12 protein-coding genes are annotated in these 17,542 nt (G+C 71.7%); 8 read left to right on the top strand and 4 right to left on the bottom strand.

Annotated elements, in window-relative coordinates:
• The first annotated feature begins 365 nt into the window (after nt 1-365).
• Genes A37W_RS0111095 through A37W_RS23255 form a run of 5 tightly spaced genes read left to right on the top strand, consistent with a single transcriptional unit; the run spans nt 366 to nt 7,822 of the window.
• The gene (locus A37W_RS0111095) at nt 366-1,097 is read left to right on the top strand and encodes an SDR family oxidoreductase (RefSeq protein ID WP_018303109.1); all 732 of its coding nucleotides are present in this window, start codon (nt 366-368) and stop codon (nt 1,095-1,097) included.
• Between the two features lie 58 nt (nt 1,098-1,155).
• Entirely contained in the window at nt 1,156-3,279 is a 2,124-nt protein-coding gene (locus tag A37W_RS0111090) for an acetate--CoA ligase family protein (protein WP_018303108.1), read from the top strand.
• Complete coding sequence (locus tag A37W_RS0111085; protein WP_018303107.1) at nt 3,276-4,712, top strand: NAD-dependent succinate-semialdehyde dehydrogenase; 1,437 nt, start codon at nt 3,276-3,278, stop codon at nt 4,710-4,712. Before A37W_RS0111090 ends, A37W_RS0111085 begins: the two co-directional genes overlap by 4 nt.
• 11 nt (nt 4,713-4,723) lie before the next feature.
• Nucleotides 4,724-5,548 (top strand): p-hydroxycinnamoyl CoA hydratase/lyase, encoded by an 825-nt coding sequence (locus A37W_RS0111080; RefSeq protein ID WP_018303106.1) that lies wholly within the window; start codon nt 4,724-4,726, stop codon nt 5,546-5,548.
• The gene (locus tag A37W_RS23255; RefSeq protein WP_018303105.1) at nt 5,549-7,822 is read left to right on the top strand and encodes an acyl-CoA dehydrogenase family protein; all 2,274 of its coding nucleotides are present in this window, start codon (nt 5,549-5,551) and stop codon (nt 7,820-7,822) included.
• 310 nt (nt 7,823-8,132) lie between these two features.
• Here A37W_RS23255 and A37W_RS0111065 read toward each other — a convergent pair whose 3' ends face one another.
• From A37W_RS0111065 to A37W_RS0111050, 4 genes are read right to left on the bottom strand one after another with little or no spacing between them, the layout of a single operon-like run.
• Nucleotides 8,133-9,509, bottom strand: a complete 1,377-nt coding sequence (locus A37W_RS0111065; RefSeq protein WP_018303104.1) for an FAD-binding oxidoreductase — start codon at nt 9,507-9,509, stop codon at nt 8,133-8,135.
• Nucleotides 9,506-11,146, bottom strand: coding sequence for a thiamine pyrophosphate-requiring protein (locus tag A37W_RS0111060; RefSeq protein ID WP_018303103.1), 1,641 nt, complete (start codon nt 11,144-11,146; stop codon nt 9,506-9,508). Before A37W_RS0111060 ends, A37W_RS0111065 begins: the two co-directional genes overlap by 4 nt.
• Nucleotides 11,143-12,378, bottom strand: a complete 1,236-nt coding sequence (locus A37W_RS0111055) for an alpha-hydroxy acid oxidase (protein ID WP_018303102.1) — start codon at nt 12,376-12,378, stop codon at nt 11,143-11,145. Before A37W_RS0111055 ends, A37W_RS0111060 begins: the two co-directional genes overlap by 4 nt.
• Before the next feature lies 1 nt (nt 12,379).
• Complete coding sequence (locus A37W_RS0111050) at nt 12,380-14,083, bottom strand: thiamine pyrophosphate-requiring protein (RefSeq protein ID WP_018303101.1); 1,704 nt, start codon at nt 14,081-14,083, stop codon at nt 12,380-12,382.
• A gap of 341 nt (nt 14,084-14,424) precedes the next feature.
• Between A37W_RS0111050 and A37W_RS0111045 the strand changes: the two genes are divergently transcribed.
• From A37W_RS0111045 to A37W_RS0111035, 3 genes are read left to right on the top strand one after another with little or no spacing between them, the layout of a single operon-like run.
• Nucleotides 14,425-15,597 carry an LLM class flavin-dependent oxidoreductase gene (locus A37W_RS0111045; protein ID WP_018303100.1) on the top strand — a complete coding sequence of 391 codons (1,173 nt, stop codon included), beginning with the start codon at nt 14,425-14,427 and terminating at the stop codon, nt 15,595-15,597.
• Entirely contained in the window at nt 15,594-16,712 is a 1,119-nt protein-coding gene (locus A37W_RS0111040; protein ID WP_018303099.1) for an LLM class flavin-dependent oxidoreductase, read from the top strand. Before A37W_RS0111045 ends, A37W_RS0111040 begins: the two co-directional genes overlap by 4 nt.
• Before the next feature lie 11 nt (nt 16,713-16,723).
• Nucleotides 16,724-17,506 carry an alpha/beta fold hydrolase gene (locus A37W_RS0111035; RefSeq protein ID WP_018303098.1) on the top strand — a complete coding sequence of 261 codons (783 nt, stop codon included), beginning with the start codon at nt 16,724-16,726 and terminating at the stop codon, nt 17,504-17,506.
• The last annotated feature ends 36 nt before the right edge of the window (nt 17,507-17,542 follow it).

Raw genomic sequence — 17,542 nt, 5'->3', positions numbered from 1 at the left:
CGGCGCGCCTCCCGCGCGTCCGCCTCAGCCTCCCTCCGGCGGCCCGGTCCGCAGGCGCCTCGCCCGCGGCCCGACGCCGCTTGGTATACAGGTATCAGAAAGGGGGCGCCCCCTTGCGTCAAGACAAAACTGACGGGTCCACCGACGCCTGCAGCCGCCGGACAGTCGCGGAAAACCGCGCAGAACGCCAATTTTTCCTGCCCGAAATGGCGCCGAAGGTATGCAAGATCGACATTCGATTTTCCCGCACCCGATTATACGATGACGAAGTTTCGTTGACACGTTAGGCGGCTGCGTGCCTCACTTCGGCAGCCACGCTGCAGGTTGGGATACAATTTCCGGTAACCGGGAGGAGGAGGTCGCCCATGACATCGCTCGAAGGACGGATCGCCATCGTCACTGGCGCCAGCTCGGGAATCGGTCACGCCATCGCCCGCGCCCTCGCGGCGGAAGGCGCCCGGGTCATCCTCGCCGCCCGCAGCGCGGACCGCCTGGACGCGCTCGCCGCCGAGATCGGCGCGGCGGGCGGCACCGGCCTCGCCTTGCCGACCGACGTGACCGACGAGGGACAGGTCGAGGCGCTCTTCGCCCGCTGCGCCGAGGCGTTCGGCCCGCCCGACCTCGTCGTCTGCAACGCCGGGATCGCGGACCACACGCCAACGGCGGACCTCACCCTCGCGCGGTGGTCCGAGGTGATCGACATCAACCTCACCTCCGCCTTCCTGTGCGGGCGGGCGGCGCTGCGGGCGATGATCGAAACCGGCCGGGGCGGGCGGATCGTGAACGTCGGCAGCATCTCGGCCAAGGTGCCGCGCCCGCACACCGCCGCCTACGCCGCCAGCAAGTTCGGCCTCGCCGGCCTCACCCATTCGCTCGCCCTGGACGGGCGCGAGCACGGGATCGCGGTCTCGACGTTCCACCCCGGCAGCACCGAGAGCAATCTCGTGCCGGGCATCACCGACCGCCCCCGCCCCGGCTCCATGAAGGCGGAGGACGTCGCGCGGCTGGTCGTCCTGATGGCGACGCTGCCGGCGGACGTGAACCTCTATGAGGCGACGATCCTGCCGGTCTCGATGCCGTTCCTCGGTCGAGGCTGATTGACGGCATATACGGACTCCTGATATTGCCGCCGCGAGGATGAGGACGGGAGGCACCATGAGCGCAGAGGCGATCCCCGCGGACGCACGCACCGGCGGACTGGCGCGGCTTCTGGAGCCCCGCTCCATCGCCATCGTCGGCGCGCAGCCCGAGCCGACCTCGATCGGCGGCGGCGTCTTGGCGAACCTCGAGGCGTTCGGCTTCGACGGCGAGATCCACCTCGTCAGCCGGTCGAAGGACGAGATCCGCGGCCGGCCCTGCGTCAAGACCATCGCCGACCTGCCCGCCGGCCTCGACGTCGCCGTGCTGATCGTGCCGCAGGCCGTCATCGCCGAGTCGGTCGAGGCGGCCATCGCCCGGCAGGTGGGCGCCATCGTCATCTACACCTCCGGCTTCGCCGAGGCGTCGGACGAGGGCCGCCGTCAGCAGGAGGAGCTGGCGCGCCTGTGCGACGACGCCGGCGTCCTCCTCCTCGGCCCGAATTGCATGGGCTACACCAACTACACCCGCGGCATCCCCCTCACCTTCGAGCCGGTGGAGCCGCGCCCCGCCGGCCCCGCCCCCCGCGTCGCCATCGTGGCGCAGAGCGGGGCGACGGCCGCCAATATCCGGTTCGCCCTGCAAGGCCGCGGCGTCGCGATCTCGGACGTGGTGGCGACGGGCAACGAGGCCTCGATCGGGGCCGAGGACGTGATCGCGCACGAGCTGGCCGATCCCGGCAACGCGGTGATCGCCGTCTATGTCGAGCAGCTGCGCGACCCGCGCCGCTTCCTGGAGCTGGCGCGCGAGGCGCGGCAGGCCGGGCGGCCCATCGTCATGCTGCACCCCGGCCGCAGCGCCCGTGGGCGCAAGGCGGCGCTGTCGCACACCGGCGCACTGGCCGGCGATCACGCGGTGATGCAGGCGCTGGCCCGTGCCGAGGGCGTGGTCGTCGTGGACACGCTCGACGAGATGTTCGACGTCTGCGCGATCCTCGTCCGCTTCCCCCGCCCCCGTCCGGGCCGCGCCGGCATCGTCACCAATTCCGGCGCGATCCGCGGACTCGCCTTCGACTTCTGCGAGGAGGTCGGCCTGCCGCTGGCCGAGCTGGCGCCGGACGTGCATGCGCAGCTGACCGAGCAGGTTCCGCCCTACGTCGCCGTCGACAACCCGTTCGACGTCGGCACGACCGGTTTCTCCAATCCCGACATCTTCGGCGCCTCGGCGCGGATCATGCTCAGCGATCCGGGCGTCGGCATGGTGCTGCAGGCCCATGCGGGCGGCTCGCCGCCGATGCAGGTGAAGAAGGCGGAGTCGATGCTGCCGGTCTACCGCGAGGCGGACAAGCCGCTGATCCTGTGCATCATCGGCGACGAGTATCCCCTCGACGAGACGTTCATGAACATGGTCCGCGACAGCGGCATCCCGTTCTTCCGCTCGCCCGAGCGGGCGATGCGCGCGATGAAGGTGATCGCCGACCACGCCGAGGCGCTCGCCGCGCTGGACCGCCCGCAAGCGGAGCCGCTGCCGGTCGCGCTCCCCCGCGGCGGCGTCCTGCCCGAGCACGAGGGCAAGGACGTCCTGCGCGCCCTCGACGTGCCCGTCCCCGACGGTGCGTTCGCGACGAGCGCCGACGAGGCCGCCGCCATCGCCGCGCGCCTCGGCGGGCCGGTCGTCCTGAAGGCGCAGGCCGCCGACCTCGGCCACAAGAGCGACGCGGGCGGGGTCCTCCTCAACCTCTCCGGAGAGGCCGCGGTGCGGGACGGCTGGGACCGCCTGCACGCCAACCTCGCCAAGGCCGCCCCCGACCTCCGCCTCGACGGCGTCCTGGTGGAGCGGATGGCCGAGCCGGGGCTGGAGCTGGTCGTCGGCGCCCGCCGCGATCCCGACTGGGGTCCGGTGATCCTCGTCGGCCTCGGCGGCGTCTGGATCGAGGCGCTGAAGGACAGCCGGCTGATGCCCGCCACCATCGACCGCGCCGGCGCGCTGGCCGAGCTCGGCCGCCTGCGGGCCGCCCCGCTCCTCGGTGCCTTCCGCGGCCAGCCGGCGCGGGATACCGGCGCCGTCGCCGATGTGATCGTTGCGCTGGGGCGCCTGATGCGGGCGCAGCCCGGGATTCTCGAAGTCGACATCAACCCCCTCGTCGTCCACGCGGACGGCGCCGTGGCGCTCGACGCCCTGATCGTGACGGAGGCTCCATGAGCGACCACCCTTCCCTCGACCTTCTCGTCGACGGCGACTGGCTCGGCCCCGAGGGCCGCACCACCGAGGACGTGCTGAACCCCGCCACCGGCGAGGCCATCGCCGCCCTGCCCCACGCCACCGAGGCAGACCTCGACCGCGCAGCGGCCGCGGCCGCCCGCGCCTTCCCCGGCTGGCGCCGGACGCCCGCCTACGACCGGGCGCAGATCCTGCGCAAGGGCGCCCAGCTGCTGCGCGAGCGGGTGGAGCCGCTGGCCCGTGCGATGACCGTCGAGCAGGGCAAGCCGCTGGCCGAATCCCGGGCCGAGATCATGATCGCGGCCGACATCATCGACTTCACCGCCGACGAGGGCCGCCGCACCTATGGCCGGGTCGTCCCGTCCCGCGTGCCCGGCGTCCTTTGGACCGTCCGGCGCGAGCCGGTCGGCCCCGTCGCCGCCTTCACGCCCTGGAACTTCCCCGGCGTGATCCCGTCGCGCAAGATCGCCGCCGCCCTGGCCACCGGCTGCACGATGGTCATCAAGCCGTCCGAGGAGACGCCCTCGACCGTCCTCGCCATCGCCCGCGCGCTGACCGACGCGGGCCTGCCGCCCGGCGTGCTCAACGTCGTCCACGGCGTCCCGGGCGAGGTGTCCGCGCGGCTGATCTTCGCTCCCGAGATCCGCAAGATCACCTTCACCGGCTCGATCCCCGTCGGCCAGCACCTCGCCGAGCTCGCCGCGAAGGCCGGCGTCAAGCGCGCGACGATGGAGCTGGGCGGCCACGCGCCGGTTCTGGTGGCCGAGGATGCCGACCTCGACCACGCCATCGCGACGCTGGTGCAGCAGAAGTTCCGCAACGCCGGCCAGGTCTGCATCTCGCCCACCCGCTTCTACGTCCATGAGAGCCTGCACGACCGCTTCGTCGACGGCTTCGCCCGGGCAGCCGAGGCGCTGCAGGTCGGCGACGGCCTCGCCGACGGCACTCAGATGGGCCCCCTCGCCAATCCCCGCCGGGTCGAGGCGATGGGCCGGATGGTCGCCGACGCGGTGGACCGCGGCGCCCGCCTCGCCACCGGCGGCGAACCTGTCGGCAACCGCGGCAATTTCTACCGCCCCACCGTCCTCGCGAACGTGCCCGAGGACGCGGACATCATGAACAACGAGCCCTTCGGCCCGGTCGCCGTGACCGCCCCCGTCGCCTCCCTCGACGAGGCGATCGAGCGGGCGAACCGCCTGCCCTTCGGCCTCGCCGCCTATGCCTTCACCGCCTCGGGCCGCACCGCCCAGCGGATCGCGGACGAGGTCGAGGCCGGCATGATCGGCATCAACAACCCGTTCATCTCGATGGCGGAAACCCCCTTCGGCGGCGTCAAGCAGTCCGGCTACGGCAGCGAGGGCGGGACCGAGGGGATGGACGCCTACCTCGTGACCAAGTCGGTCAGCCAGTCGTGACGGAGAACGCCATGGACCCCCTCGCCGCAGACAACGTCCTCGTGGAGATCGAGGACGGCATCGCCTGGGTGCAACTGAACCGCCCCGAGAAGCGCAACGCCATGAGCGTCGGCCTCGCCGAGGACATGAACCGCGTCCTCGACGCGCTGGAGGTGGACGACCGCTGCGGCGTCATCGTCCTGACCGGCGTGGGCGAGGCCTTCTCGGCCGGCATGGACCTGAAGGACTTCTTCCGCGCCACCGACGGCGTCTCCGACGTCGAGAGGATGCGCGCCTACCGCTCCACACGGGCCTGGCAGTGGCGCAGCCTCATGCACTACGCCAAGCCGACGATCGCGATGGTGAACGGCTACTGCTTCGGCGGCGCCTTCACGCCGCTGATCTGCTGCGACCTTGCCATCGCGGCCGAGGACGCGACCTTCGGCCTGTCAGAGATCAACTGGGGCGTCATCCCCGGCGGCGTCGTGTCCAAGGCGATCTCGACCCTGATGAACGACCGCAAGGCGATGTACTACGTCATGACGGGCGAGAAGTTCGACGGCGCCAGGGCCGAGACGCTCGGCCTGGTGAACGAGGCGGTCCCGGCCGACCGCCTGCGCGCCCGCACGGTGGAGCTGGCGAAGGTGCTGCTGGACAAGAACCCCACCGTCCTGCGGCAGGCGCGCCTGGCCTACAAGTACGCCCGCTACATGGACTGGGAGCAGGCGGCCGAGTACCTGACCGCCAAGGCCGACCAGACCACCTTCGTCGATCCCGAACGCGGCCGCGAGCAGGGGCTGAAGCAGTTCCTCGACGACAAGACCTACCGCCCCGGCCACGGCACCTACAGCCGCTGAATGCGCCTCGTCCCGACCGAGGCGCAGGTCCTCCTGCGCGACACGCTGCGCCGTCGGCTGGAGTCCCCGCCGGCGGACCTCTGGCCCGCGTTGGCCGAGATGGGCCTGCTCGGCCTCGCCCTGCCCGAGGCGCATGGCGGCGCTTCGCCGGCCGAGATCGCCGTCGTCGCCGAGGAGCTTGGCCGCGCCGTCCGCCGCGAGCCCTGGATCGCCACCTGCATCCTCGCCGCGCCGCTGATCGCGGCCCTCGGCACGAAAGAGCAGCAGGCCGCCCTCCTGCCGGAGATCGCGGCCGGCCGCGTCCGCCCCGCCCTCGCCCATGACGAGAACCCCGCAGGCGCCCTCGCGACCCGCGCCGCGCCCGACAGCGCCGGCTGGCGCCTGAGCGGGACGAAGCCCCTCATCCCCGGCGGCGCCGAGGCGGGCCTCTTCCTCGTCACCGCCGCGACCTCCGCCGGCCCCGCCCTCTTCCTCGTCCGCCCCGGCGCCCCCGGCCTGACCCTCACCCCCTGCCAAGCCGTCGACGGCCCCGCCGCCGACCTGACGCTCGCAGGCACCCCCGCCGAACGGCTGGGCGACGCCGACCCTACGGACGCCCTCTCCCTCGCCCACGACCGCGCCAACGCCGCCGCCTGCGCCGATGCCGTCGGCACGATGGACGCCCTCCTCGCCGCCACGATCGCCCACCTCACCACGCGAGAGCAGTTCGGCAAGCCCCTCTCCGCGTTCCAGGCGCTGCGGCACCGGGTCGCCGAGATGGCGGTGATGTGCCGCGAGGCCCGCGCCTCCACCCTCCTCGCCACCCTCTCCGTCCACGACCCCGCCACCCGCGCCCGCGCCGTCTCCGGCGCCCGCGCCAAGGTCGGCCGCCTCGCCCGGCAGGTCGCGCACGAGGCGATCCAGCTGCACGGCGCGATGGGCGTGACCGAGGAACTGCCGCTTGGCCGCGCGCTCCGCCGCCTTTACGCGTTCGAGCGGCGCTGGGGCACGACGGACGGGCACCTCAGCGGCTATGCCGACGCCCTCGATCCGGTCGTCGCCGACGGCCTGGTCCGCGCCGGCCCGGCGGACGACGAGGAGATGAACCTGGAGATCGGCCCCGCCGACGCCGCCTTCGGGGACGAGGTCCGCGCCTTCCTCTCCGCATCCCTGCCGGACGAGCTGCACCGGGCCGAGCGCCTGACCCCCGGCTTCCTCGCCGAGCCCGCCGTCGGCCGGCGGTGGCAGGCGATCCTCGCGGCCAAGGGCTGGGCCGCCCCCGCCTGGCCGGCGGAGCATGGCGGCCCCGGCTGGTCCCTCACGCGCCGCTACCTGTTCGACCAGGAATGCGAGCGCGCGGGAGAGCCGCACTTCCGCTCCGCCGGCCTCAAGATGCTGGCACCGGTTCTGATGCGCTACGGTACGAAGGACCAGCAGGCCCGTCACCTGCCCGGGATCCTCTCCGGCGCCGACCTCTGGGCGCAGGGCTACTCCGAACCCGGCGCCGGCTCCGACCTCGCCTCGCTGAAGACCCGCGCGGTCCGCGACGGCGACGATTACGTCGTCACCGGCACGAAGATCTGGACCACCCACGCCCACGCGGCGAGCCGCATGTTCGCGCTGGTGCGCACCTCCGACGAGGGGAAAAGGCAGGCCGGCCTGTCGTTCCTGCTGATCGCGATGGACGCGCCCGGCGTGACGGTCCGGCCCATCACCTCGATCGACGGCAGTCACGAGTTCAACCAGGTCTTCCTCGACGGCGTCCGCGTGCCCGTCGCCGAACGCGTCGGCGACGAGGGCCAGGGCTGGCAGATCGCCCGGTACCTCCTGGAGTTCGAACGCGGCGGCAGCTTCGCCGGCGGGCTCCTGCGCGCCCTCCACGCCCGCGCCCACCGCCTGCTCGCCGCGCCCGGCCCCGCCGGCCGGCCGTTCGACGACCCGCTGGTCCGCGCCCGCTTCGCCCGGATCGGCACCGACATCGACGCCAACGACATGCTGGAGCTGACGGCCCTCGGCGAGGCCGAGGCGGGCGGCGCCCCCGGCGCCGTCGCCGCCAGCGTGATGAAGATCGAGCGCAGCCGCATCCGCCAGGCCATCGCCGAACTCACCGCCCACGCCGCCGGCGACCTGCGGTGGGAGCCGCATCGCCCCCTCCACGACCTGCCCCCCGAGGACCCGCTGGACGAGGCCCGCAAGGTCGCCGTGCCCGCCTACCTCGCCTCGCGGGCACAGAGCATCTTCGGCGGCACCAACGAGATCCAGCTCGAGATCATCGCCCGCGCCCTCCTCGGCTGACCGCCCGCCGCAGACCCTGCTTCGGAGCCACCATCGCCTGAGCCCGAACAGGCGGGCCCGTTCTCCGGGGTCATGGAAAATCGCCGAGGCGCCCCGCCCGCCCCGGGCGGGGATACGGCTATTTTCCTTGATGCCGGAGAACGGGTCCGCCAGGGCAAAGATCAGGCGATGGTGGCGTCGAGGCAGGCGCTGCTTTGGTGAACCGGAGCTGACCGCGACCTCTCCACCCCGCCCGACGCCGCGGCCGGAGCGCGAACGAAATTCGATGAATTTCGTTCTGCCCGCGGCTGAAAGTTCAGCCGCGCCGAACCTACCCCTCCTGCCCCAGCTTGCCCGGGTTCATGATCCCCGCCGGATCCAGCGCCGCCTTCAGCGCCTTCATCGCCTCGACCGTGGCGTCGCCATGCTCGCGCCGCAGGTACTTCAGCTTGGAGATCCCCACCCCGTGCTCGCCCGAGAAGGTGCCGCCCATGTCCATCGTGCGCTGGTACAGGCGTTCGGCCAGCCGCTCCGCCTCGGCCAGTTCCTCGGCGATCTCCGGCTTGATGAGGTAGCCGACATGGAAGTTGCCGTCGCCGACATGGCCGATGATCTTCACCGGGAACGGCGCGGTATCCGCGTCCGCCCGCGCCGCCAGCACCGCCTCGGCGAGGCGCGAGATCGGAACGCAGACGTCCGTGGTGTAGGTCCTGCAGCCCGGACGCAGCGACTGGTTCGACCAGATCGTCTCGTGCCGCGCCTTCCACAGCCGCTCGCGCTCTTCGGTCAGCGTCGACCAGGCGAAGTCCGAGCCGCCGTTGCCGGCCGCCAGCGCCGCCACCACCTCGGACTGTTCGGCGACGCCCGCGGGCGAGCCGTGGAACTCCAGGAACAGCGTCGGCGCGCGGCGCAGGCCGAGGCCGGCATGGGCGTTGGCGGCGTCCACCGCCACCTCGTCGAGGAACTCGATCCGCGCGACCGGCAGGCCGGCCTGCATCGTCTCGACCACCGTCTCCACCGCCCCCGCCATCGTCTCGAAGGCGCAGACCGCCGAGGCGATGGTCTCGGGGATCGGGTGCAGGCGCACGGTCACTTCGGTGACGATCCCCAGCGTGCCCTCGGATCCCACGAACAGCTTCGTCAGGTCGTACCCCGTGCTGCTCTTGCGGGTCCGCCGCCCGCTGACGATCACCTCGCCGGACGCCAGCACCGCCCGCAGCGCCACCACCGTCTCGCGCATCGTGCCGTAGCGCACCGCGGTCGTGCCGGACGCCCGGGTCGCGGTCATGCCGCCGAGGCTGGCGTCGGCGCCGGGATCGACGGTGAACATCAGCCCGCGGTCCCGCAGGTAGGCGTTCAGCTGCTTGCGCGTCACCCCCGGCTGCACGACGGCATCGAAGTCGGCGTCGTTCACCGCGAGGATCCGGTTCATCCGCGACAGGTCCAGCACCAGGCCGCCCCGCACCGGGATCGTGTGCCCCTCCATCGAGGATCCCGCGCCCTTCGGCACGATCGGCACGCCGAGCGCCGCGCAGGCGCGGACGATCTCCTGCACCTCCGCCTCGCTCTCGGGCGCGGCCACGGCATCCGGCAGGCGCGGGGTCTGACGGGACATGTCGTGGGAATGCTGCTCCAGCATTCCCGGCGCCGTCGTCAGCCGCGCGCCCAGCAGCGGCGACAGGCGCTCGAGGAGGTGCCCGACGCTCATGCCCCGGTCTTCGCGTGATAGCGCGAGCGGGCGATCTCCTTGGCGGTGATGAACTCGATCAGCGCCGGCTGTCCGGCCTCCGTCGCCGCGATGCCGCGGCGGATCGCGGGGACGATCTCCGACGGCTCGGTCACCCGCTCGCCGTGGCCGCCGAGGGCGCGGGCGAAGGCGGCGTAGTCGCCGGAGATGTCGGTGGAGCGGTAGCGCTCGGTCGAGACCGGCATGATCGGCAGCTCCATCGCCATGGAGAAGTTGTTGAGCAGGATCGACAGGATCGGGATCCGCTCGCGCACCGCGGTCTCGAAATCCATGCCGGTGAAGCCGATCGCCGCGTCGCCCCACACGTTGATACACAGCCGGTCCGGGTGCGCCAGCTTGGCTCCCATCGCGAGGCCGAGGCCGTAGCCCAGCTGCGTCGACTTCCCCCAGCCGATGTAGGACAGGGGCACGGTGGAGCGCCAGAACGGCGACAGCTGGTCCCGCGGGCTGCCGGCATCGTGGGTGATGATCGTGCGCGCGACGTCGACCGTCTGCTGCAGGTCCCACAGCACGCGGTAGGGTGACAGCGGCGCCTCGTCCAGCGTCAGCTTCGGCATCCACTCGGCCAGCCAGTCCTCGCGGACCTTCGCGATCTCGGCATGAACCGGCGCCGGGTCGGGCGTCTGCACCCCGTTCAGCGCGGCGAGCAGAGCCTGCAGCGTCAGTTGGGCGTCGCCCACCAGCGCGATCTCGGCCTCCACGTCCTTGTTGACGTGCGCCGGATCCAGCGTCGCATGGATCACCCGCTTGCCCGCCGGCATCGCCACCCCGAAGGCGGTGGCGGTGAAGGAGCAGCCGAGCCCCAGGATCACGTCCGACTCGTCGAGGAAGTGCCGCACCGTCCGCGGGATCGCCGCCCCGCCGGAGCCGAGGGCGAGGGGATGCGTCTCGTCGAACGCGCTCTTGCCTTCCAGCGAGGTGCAGACCGGGATCGACAGCCGCTCGGCCAGCGTGCGCAGCTCGTCCCAGGCGCCGGCGTAGTGCACGCCCTGCCCGGCATAGATCACCGGCCGCCGGGCCGTCCGCAGCAGCGCGGCTGCGGCGGCCACGGCGTCCGGGTCCGGCCCGTAGAGGGTCGCCAGCACCGGGCGGTAGTCCAGCGGCTCCGGCACCTCGTCGTTCCACATGTCGTTCGGGATCTCGACCAGCACCGGCCCGCCCCGGCCGTTGCGCAGGCGCGAGAAGGCGCGGCGGAACACCGCCGGTAGCTGCGCGGCGGAGGTGAGCGGTTCGGCCGACTTGGTGATGTCCCGCATCGAGCGCGACGCGTAGAAGTTGGGATCGACATGCGCCTCGGCCCGGGCGTAGCCCATCGGCAGGACGAGGATCGGCACCGATTCCGAGTAGGCCTGCGCGATGCCGCCGAAGGCGTTCTCGGTCCCCGGGCCCAGCTGCATCGCGAACACGCCGGGCGACCGGCCGGAGGACAGGCGCGACATCGCGTCGGCCATGTGCAGGCCCGTCCGCTCCTGCCGGACGATGATCGGACGGATGCCGATCTCGGCCGCGCTCTCCAGCGCGTGGTTCACCGGGTAGCCGAAGAGGGTCTGGATCCCCTCGCGCCGCAGGATCTCGGCGATCGCGTCCCTGACCTTCATTCCGCTGCCTCCGTCTGTGTATCCGTGGCGGGCGCCGGCCCGAATTCCTGCGCCGTCCATGCGCCCGGATGCCGCCGCGCCAGCGACGGCGCGTCCTCGGGCGAGGTCAGGCCGCACTGGGCGCAGGCCGTCTCCAGCTCTTCCATCAGCGCCGCCGCCATGTGCCGGGCGCCGAGATCGCCGATCCCGGCCATGGCCAGCAGGAACGCCCGCCCCGACAGCGCGCCCTGCGCCCCCAGCGCCATCGCCCGCAGGACGTCGACGCCCGACGCGATGCCGCTGTCCAGCATCACCGTCGCCCGGTCGCCCACCGCCGCCGCGATCGCCGGCAGCACGTCGGCCGCCGCGGGCGCCGCGTCGAACTGCCGTCCGCCGTGGTTCGAGACGAGGATGCCGTCGATCCCGAGGCGCACCGCCCGTTCGGCATCCGCCGGATGCAGCACGCCCTTGACCATCATCGCCCGCGGCCAGGCGTCGCGCAGCCGCGCCAGCGCCTCCCACGAGAAGCCGCCGCCGACGTTGCGCCCGACGAAGGCGGCCGGATCCTCGGTGCCGCTGTAGCGCTCGATGTTGGCGAAGGTCGGCACCCCCGCCTTGGCGAGCGCCATCATCCAGGGCCACGCCATCGCCGCCTGCGCGGCGAAGCGCGGGCGCAGCCGGAACGGCATGGTGAAGCCGTTGCGCAGGTCGCGCGGCCGCTTGGTTCGCACCGGCACGTCGAGCGTGGCCGCCAGGACGTGCGCGCCTGCGTTCCAGGCCCGCCAGGCGAGGTCGAGCGACAGGCGGTGATCCTCGGCCGGCATCGGATACAGCTGGAACCACGTCACGTCGGGCGCCAGAGCGCAGACCGTCTCGATCGTTTCGGTCGCCAGCGTGCCGCACAGGTACGGCAGCCCGTGACGCTGCGCCGCCTCGGCCAGCAGGCGCGTCGCGCCCGGCCACATCAGCCCGTCCATCCCCACCGGGCCGATGCCGACGGGGGCGGCGTAGCGCCGGCCGAACAGGGTCACGGACGTGTCGACCTTGCCCACCTCGACGCCGTAGCGCGGGACCAACTGCACGTCGGCCAGCGCGCGGCGGTTGCGGGCCGCGCCGCTGTCGTCGCCCGCCCCGCCCTGGATGAAATCGTAGGCGAAGCGGGGGATGCGGCGGCGCGCGCTGCGCTCGAGATCGGCGAGCGTCGGGTGGCTGCGGCGCAGCCGGGCCAGTCGCGCGCTGTCGGGATCGGCCACCCTAGTAGCTCACCATCACCTCGAGGAGCGCCTGCTGTCCGGCCTTCGTCGCGGCGAGCGCCCGCCCGATCGCGGCGGGCAGGTCGGCGCCGTCGGACACCCTCTCGGCATGGGCGCCGTGGGCGCGGGCGATGGCGGCGTGGTCGGTCCCGCCCTCGAGCGCGGTGATCGGCATGACGTTCGCGGCCGCGGCCTTGCCGTCGGGATACATGTAGAGGGTGGAGCGGCGGACCGCGTTCCAGATGCCGTTGTTGAACACGACCGTCAGCACCGGCAGGCCGTGCGCGGCGCAGGTCTGGTGGCAGGCGACGGGGTTGGCGAACATGTAGCTGCCGTCGCCGACGCAGGCGATGACGGTGCGCGAGCGGTCGGCGAGCGCGGCGCCCATCGCGGCCGGCAGGCCCCAGCCGAGGCCGCCCGACAGCGGCGACGAGAAGAAGGTACCGGGCTCGTCGAACTGCATCACGGTCGGGTCGATGCCGAGCTCGTTGAAGTAGATCGCCTCCGGCCCCGCCGCCTCGTTCAGGCACCTGCCGACCCAGGCCGGGCTCATCGGAGTGCCGGAGCCGGCCTCGGCGCGTTTTACTGCATCTACCACGCGGTCGTCGCGCAGCGCCGAGACCCGCTCGCGGCGGGCGGCGAGGGCGTCCGTCCGCTCGGCCGGCGGCTCTCCCATCGCGGCGTCGAGTGCCTGCAGCCCGGCCAGCGTGCCGCCGGCGAGCGTCAGGTCGGCCGGGAAGCTGCGCATCGGCGCGGCGCGGAACGACGGGTCGGGGCCGAGGGCGATGACCCTGCAACCCTCGGGCGGCTGTACGTGGTCGGTGATCCACGGCACCATCGCATCCACGGTCAGGATCGCGTCGGCGTCCTTCACCCAATCCGTCGGCTCGCGCCCGCCATGCATCGGGTGCGAGGTCGGCAGCGCCTGCCGGGTCGACCAGTATTCGACGACCGGCAGCGCCCAGCGCTCGGCCAGGCCCGCGAGCGGCTCGAAGCCGCGGACGTCGATTCCTTGGGTGATGATGACGGGCCGCTCGGCCTGCGCGAGGATCCGGGCCGCCTCGGCGACGAGGTCCGGCGGCGGCGCGCCGTAGGCGACGGGCGCGGGCGGCGGGGCGGCGGCGCGGCCGCCGGCGGGCGCGGCCTCGGCCAGCACCTCGCGCGGCAGGCTGAGGTAGACGGGCCCCTTCGGCTCTGACTGGGCGACCGAAAGGGCGCGGTCGACGGCCAGCACGCCCTGCTCGGGGTAGCGCAGCTCGTAATCCCACTTCACGACCTCGCGGATCATCGCCGCTTGGTCGCGCATCTCCTGTCCCCAGTGGATCGGGCTGTTGCGGCTGCCGAAGCGGCCCGCCTCGGTCAGCGGCGTCCGGCCCGACAGCATCAGCACCGGAATCCGGTCCGAAGCGGCGTTGATGAGACCCATCACCGCGTTCGCGAGGCCGACGTTGACGTGCACCATCACCGCCGCGGGCTTCCCGCTGGCGAGGTAGTAGCCGTGCGCCATTCCCAGCGCGACGCCCTCGTGGGTGACGACGAGGGCCTCGGGCATTTCGATGCCGCTCTCGGCCTGGCCGGCGAGGGCCTCGATGATCGAGGGGAAATCGGTGCCGCCGTTGGCGAGCAGGACGTCGATTCCGGAGGCCTTGAGCCGGCCGAGGATCTCCTCTGCGGCAAAGCCGCTGTCGGGGCGCGCGTCCTTCATGGGCGGCGGGCCGCCCGCTGGCGGATGGGTGCGGTCAAGGCGGATCCTCCCGTTGGGCCGGCGGCCCTGCGCGCCGGTCTCCCCGACTTAGACAGCGGGGGTGGGGGTGGGTCAAGTGCATACCTTTTGCCGTTTCAGGCATCGTCGAACCCGCGTCGAAAGGCAAAGGCATACCAGAGATCGGAACGGCCCATGCCACTGCAATCATCGCTACAGCGCGAAAATACCAAGGAAACTTGGATAATGTCGAACGCGGTTAGATACTGTATTTCGGTTGACCGGTCGCGGAAAGTTATACATTTTCGGGACGAGACGTCCTGCCCGCGGAGGAGTGGCGAGAGATGAAATTCTACTTCATGCACCTGATGCCGTACGCGGATCTCGACCTCGCCTACGACGAGCATCACGACTCGGCCTGGGTCACGCTGCCCAACACCTACTACGATCCGAAGAAGGGCCACGCCCTCTACAACCGCTACCTGGACGAGCTGGAATATGCCGAGAAGTTGGGCTTCGACGGCATCTGCGTGAACGAGCACCATTCGAACGCCTACGGCCTGATGCCCATCCCCGGCGTCATGGCCGGCGCGCTGGCCCGCGCAACCAAGCGGGTGAAGATCGCCGTCCTCGGCCGCGCTCTGCCCCTGGTGAACAACCCGCTGACCATCGCGGAGGAGTTCGCGATGATCGACAACATTACCGGCGGGCGGCTGATCGCCGGCATGGTCCGCGGCATCGGCGCCGAGTACCACTCCTGGGGCGTGAACCCCGCCTTCAGCCACGAACGCTTCCACGAGGCGCACGACCTGATCGTACAGGCCTGGACAGAGCCCGGGCCGACCCGGTTCGAGGGCAAGCACTACCGGTTCGACTACGTGAACGTCTGGCCGCGGGTCTACCAGGACGACCCGCATCCGCCGATCTGGGTGCCGAGCCAGGGCTCGACCGAGACGATCGAATGGGCCGCCCACCCATCGCGTCGCTACACCTACCTTCAGACCTTCAGTTCGGTCTCCACCGTCGCGAAATACATGAACCAGTACCGCGAGACCGCGCGGCGCAACGGCTGGGAGGCGACGGACGACAAGCTCGGCTGGTCGCTGCCGGTCTACGTCGCCGACACCGACGAACAGGCGCGGCAGGAGGCGAAGCCCCATATCGAGGCCTTCCTGCAGAAGCTGCTGCGCATGCCGATGGAGATGCTGCTGCCACCCGGCTACACCTCGGTGAAATCGATGGTCGGCGCGATGAAGGCCAAGGCCGCGCAGTCGACCAAGCAGACGATCGACAGCGTCATCGCCGACGGCAAGTTCATCTGCGGCTCGCCGCAGACGGTGCGCGACCGGCTGCTGGAGTGCCACCGCGAGATCGGCTTCGGGCATCTCCTGACGATGCTCCAGTTCGGCACCCTGCCCGCCGACCTGACCCGCAAGAACATGGAGACCTTCGCCGCCCACGTGATGCCTGCGCTCCGCGAGGCCGGAGCGGTGGCGCAGATGGAGGCCGCGTCGTGAGGTTCAGCTTCTTCCACCTGATGCCCTACCCCGACTTCGACACCGAGCCGCACGAATGGCCGGTCTCGACCGCGCGGGTCGACAGCCGCAGGGTCCACGACCTCTACCACGAATATGTGGGAGAGCTGCTGGACGCCGAGGATCACGGCTTCGACTGGATCGGCTGCAACGAGCACCATTACAGCCCCTACGGCCTGAACCCGAACCCCAACCTCGTCGCCAGCAACCTCGCCATGCGGTCGAAGCGGGCGAACGTGGCGGTGATGGGGAACCTCCTGCCGCTGCTGAACCCGGTGCGGGTGGCCGAGGAATATGCCGTGCTCGACGTGATGTCGGGCGGGCGGCTGATCGCCGGCTTCCTGCGCGGCATCCCGCACGAATATGTCGGCTACAACGTCCCCCCGTCCGAGAGCCGCTCCCGCCTGCGCGAGGCGACCGAACTGATCCTGAAATGCTGGACCGAGGACGAGCCCTTCGGCTGGGAGGGCGAGCACTGGCAGTTCCCCGCCGTGTCGGTCTGGCCCAAGCCGATCCAGAAACCGCATCCGCGCATCCTGATGTCCGCCTCGAACGCCGAGTCGGCGGAATACGTCGCCAAGATGCGGGCGATCATGGGGATCACGCTGATCAAGGACCTGGGTAGCGCCCGCGAGGCGGTGGAGCACTTCCGCACCGTCTCGAACGGCTACGGGTGGGAGCCGAAGGCGGACGACATCCTCGTCGGCCAGCAATTCTGCCTCGCCGACACCGACGAGGAGGCCTTCGCCCACATGGAGAAGGCGCAGGCCTATTTCCACCACACCCTGATGCGACCGCAGCGCGAGGCGCAGCAGCTGGTGCTGCAGCAGTCGCGCTACTACCAGGGGCAGGACATCGGCGACAGCTTCCAGACCCGGCTCAAGGCGCTGCGCGGCCGCTCGGTGGCCGAGCAGGTGGAGGCCGGCTCGATCATCTGCGGCGGCCCGGAGAGCGTGGTGCGGCAGATCCGCCGGCTGCAGCAGGAACTGGGCTGCGGCATCCTCAACCTCACCAACCGCGTGGGCAACATGCCCGCCACGGTGGTCCGCCGCGGGATGGAGCTGTTCCGCGACCGCGTCCGCCCCGAATTCGCCTGAGGGACCCGCGCATGGACTTCACCCCCCGCACCGCGGACCTGCCGCAGGGCACCCTTCACTGGCACGAGGCCGGCGCCGGCAAACCGGTCCTGTACCTTCATGCCGCCGCCGGCCTGGCCCCGTCGCGGCCCCTGCGCAACCTGACGGAGACGCACCGCGTTCTCGCGCCGATCGCGCCCGGCTTCGACGGCACCGACGCGCTGGAGGGTGTGGACAGCGTCCGCGCCTACGCCGCGCTGGTCGCGGACTTCATCCGGGCGCAGCAGATCGAACGGCTCGACGTCATCGGCGCCTCCTTCGGCGCGTGGGTCGCCCAGTGGCTCGCCATCGAGGCGCCGGACCTCGTCGATCACCTGATACTGCAGGTGCCCGCGGGCCTGCGCTTTGGCGGCAAGGGCGGCCTGCCCGCCGACCCCGAGGCGCTGCAGCGGGCGCTCTACGCCCACCCCGACCGGATCGACACGGCGCCGAAGAGCGCGGAGGTCCGCGCCGGCAACGCCGCCGCCTACGGGCGCTATTCCGGCGGGCTGGAGCGCGAGGACGCGGACATGGTCGCCCGCCTCGGCGAGATCGAGGCGACGACGCTGATCCTGATCGGCACCGAGGATCCGGTCGTGCCGCCCGAGGCCGCCGCGACGCTGAAGCGCGAGATCCGCCAGTCCCAGCGCGTCTTCGTCTTCGACGCCGCCCATTCCATCGAGGTCGACCAGCCGGACCGGGTCGGCCGGCTGTGGCAGGACTTCCTGGCGCGCGGGCGGGGCTTCGTACTCAACCGCGGGACGGACGTCGCCTGACGTTTTGACGATGACGCATTGCGTTCGTCATGATCG

The sequence above is a fragment of the Wenxinia marina DSM 24838 genome (assembly GCF_000379485.1).
GTDB classification, from domain to species: Bacteria; Pseudomonadota; Alphaproteobacteria; order Rhodobacterales; family Rhodobacteraceae; genus Wenxinia; species Wenxinia marina.
Note: the sequence above shows the minus strand (reverse complement) of the source record. Positions and strands in the feature narration are given on the sequence as shown.

Bases quoted from the DNA above. Each gene is read 5' to 3' on its own strand.
- A37W_RS0111095 (WP_018303109.1), top strand. From the start codon at position 366: ATGACATCGCTCGAAGGACGGATCGCCATCGTCACTGGCGCCAGCTCG.
- A37W_RS0111065 (WP_018303104.1), bottom strand. From the start codon at position 9,509: ATGAGCGTCGGGCACCTCCTCGAGCGCCTGTCGCCGCTGCTGGGCGCG.
- A37W_RS0111085 (WP_018303107.1), top strand. From the start codon at position 3,276: ATGAGCGACCACCCTTCCCTCGACCTTCTCGTCGACGGCGACTGGCTC.
- A37W_RS0111090 (WP_018303108.1), top strand. From the start codon at position 1,156: ATGAGCGCAGAGGCGATCCCCGCGGACGCACGCACCGGCGGACTGGCG.
- A37W_RS0111045 (WP_018303100.1), top strand. From the start codon at position 14,425: ATGAAATTCTACTTCATGCACCTGATGCCGTACGCGGATCTCGACCTC.
- A37W_RS0111060 (WP_018303103.1), bottom strand. From the start codon at position 11,146: ATGAAGGTCAGGGACGCGATCGCCGAGATCCTGCGGCGCGAGGGGATC.
- A37W_RS23255 (WP_018303105.1), top strand. From the start codon at position 5,549: ATGCGCCTCGTCCCGACCGAGGCGCAGGTCCTCCTGCGCGACACGCTG.
- A37W_RS0111080 (WP_018303106.1), top strand. From the start codon at position 4,724: ATGGACCCCCTCGCCGCAGACAACGTCCTCGTGGAGATCGAGGACGGC.
- A37W_RS0111035 (WP_018303098.1), top strand. From the start codon at position 16,724: ATGGACTTCACCCCCCGCACCGCGGACCTGCCGCAGGGCACCCTTCAC.
- A37W_RS0111050 (WP_018303101.1), bottom strand. From the start codon at position 14,083: ATGAAGGACGCGCGCCCCGACAGCGGCTTTGCCGCAGAGGAGATCCTC.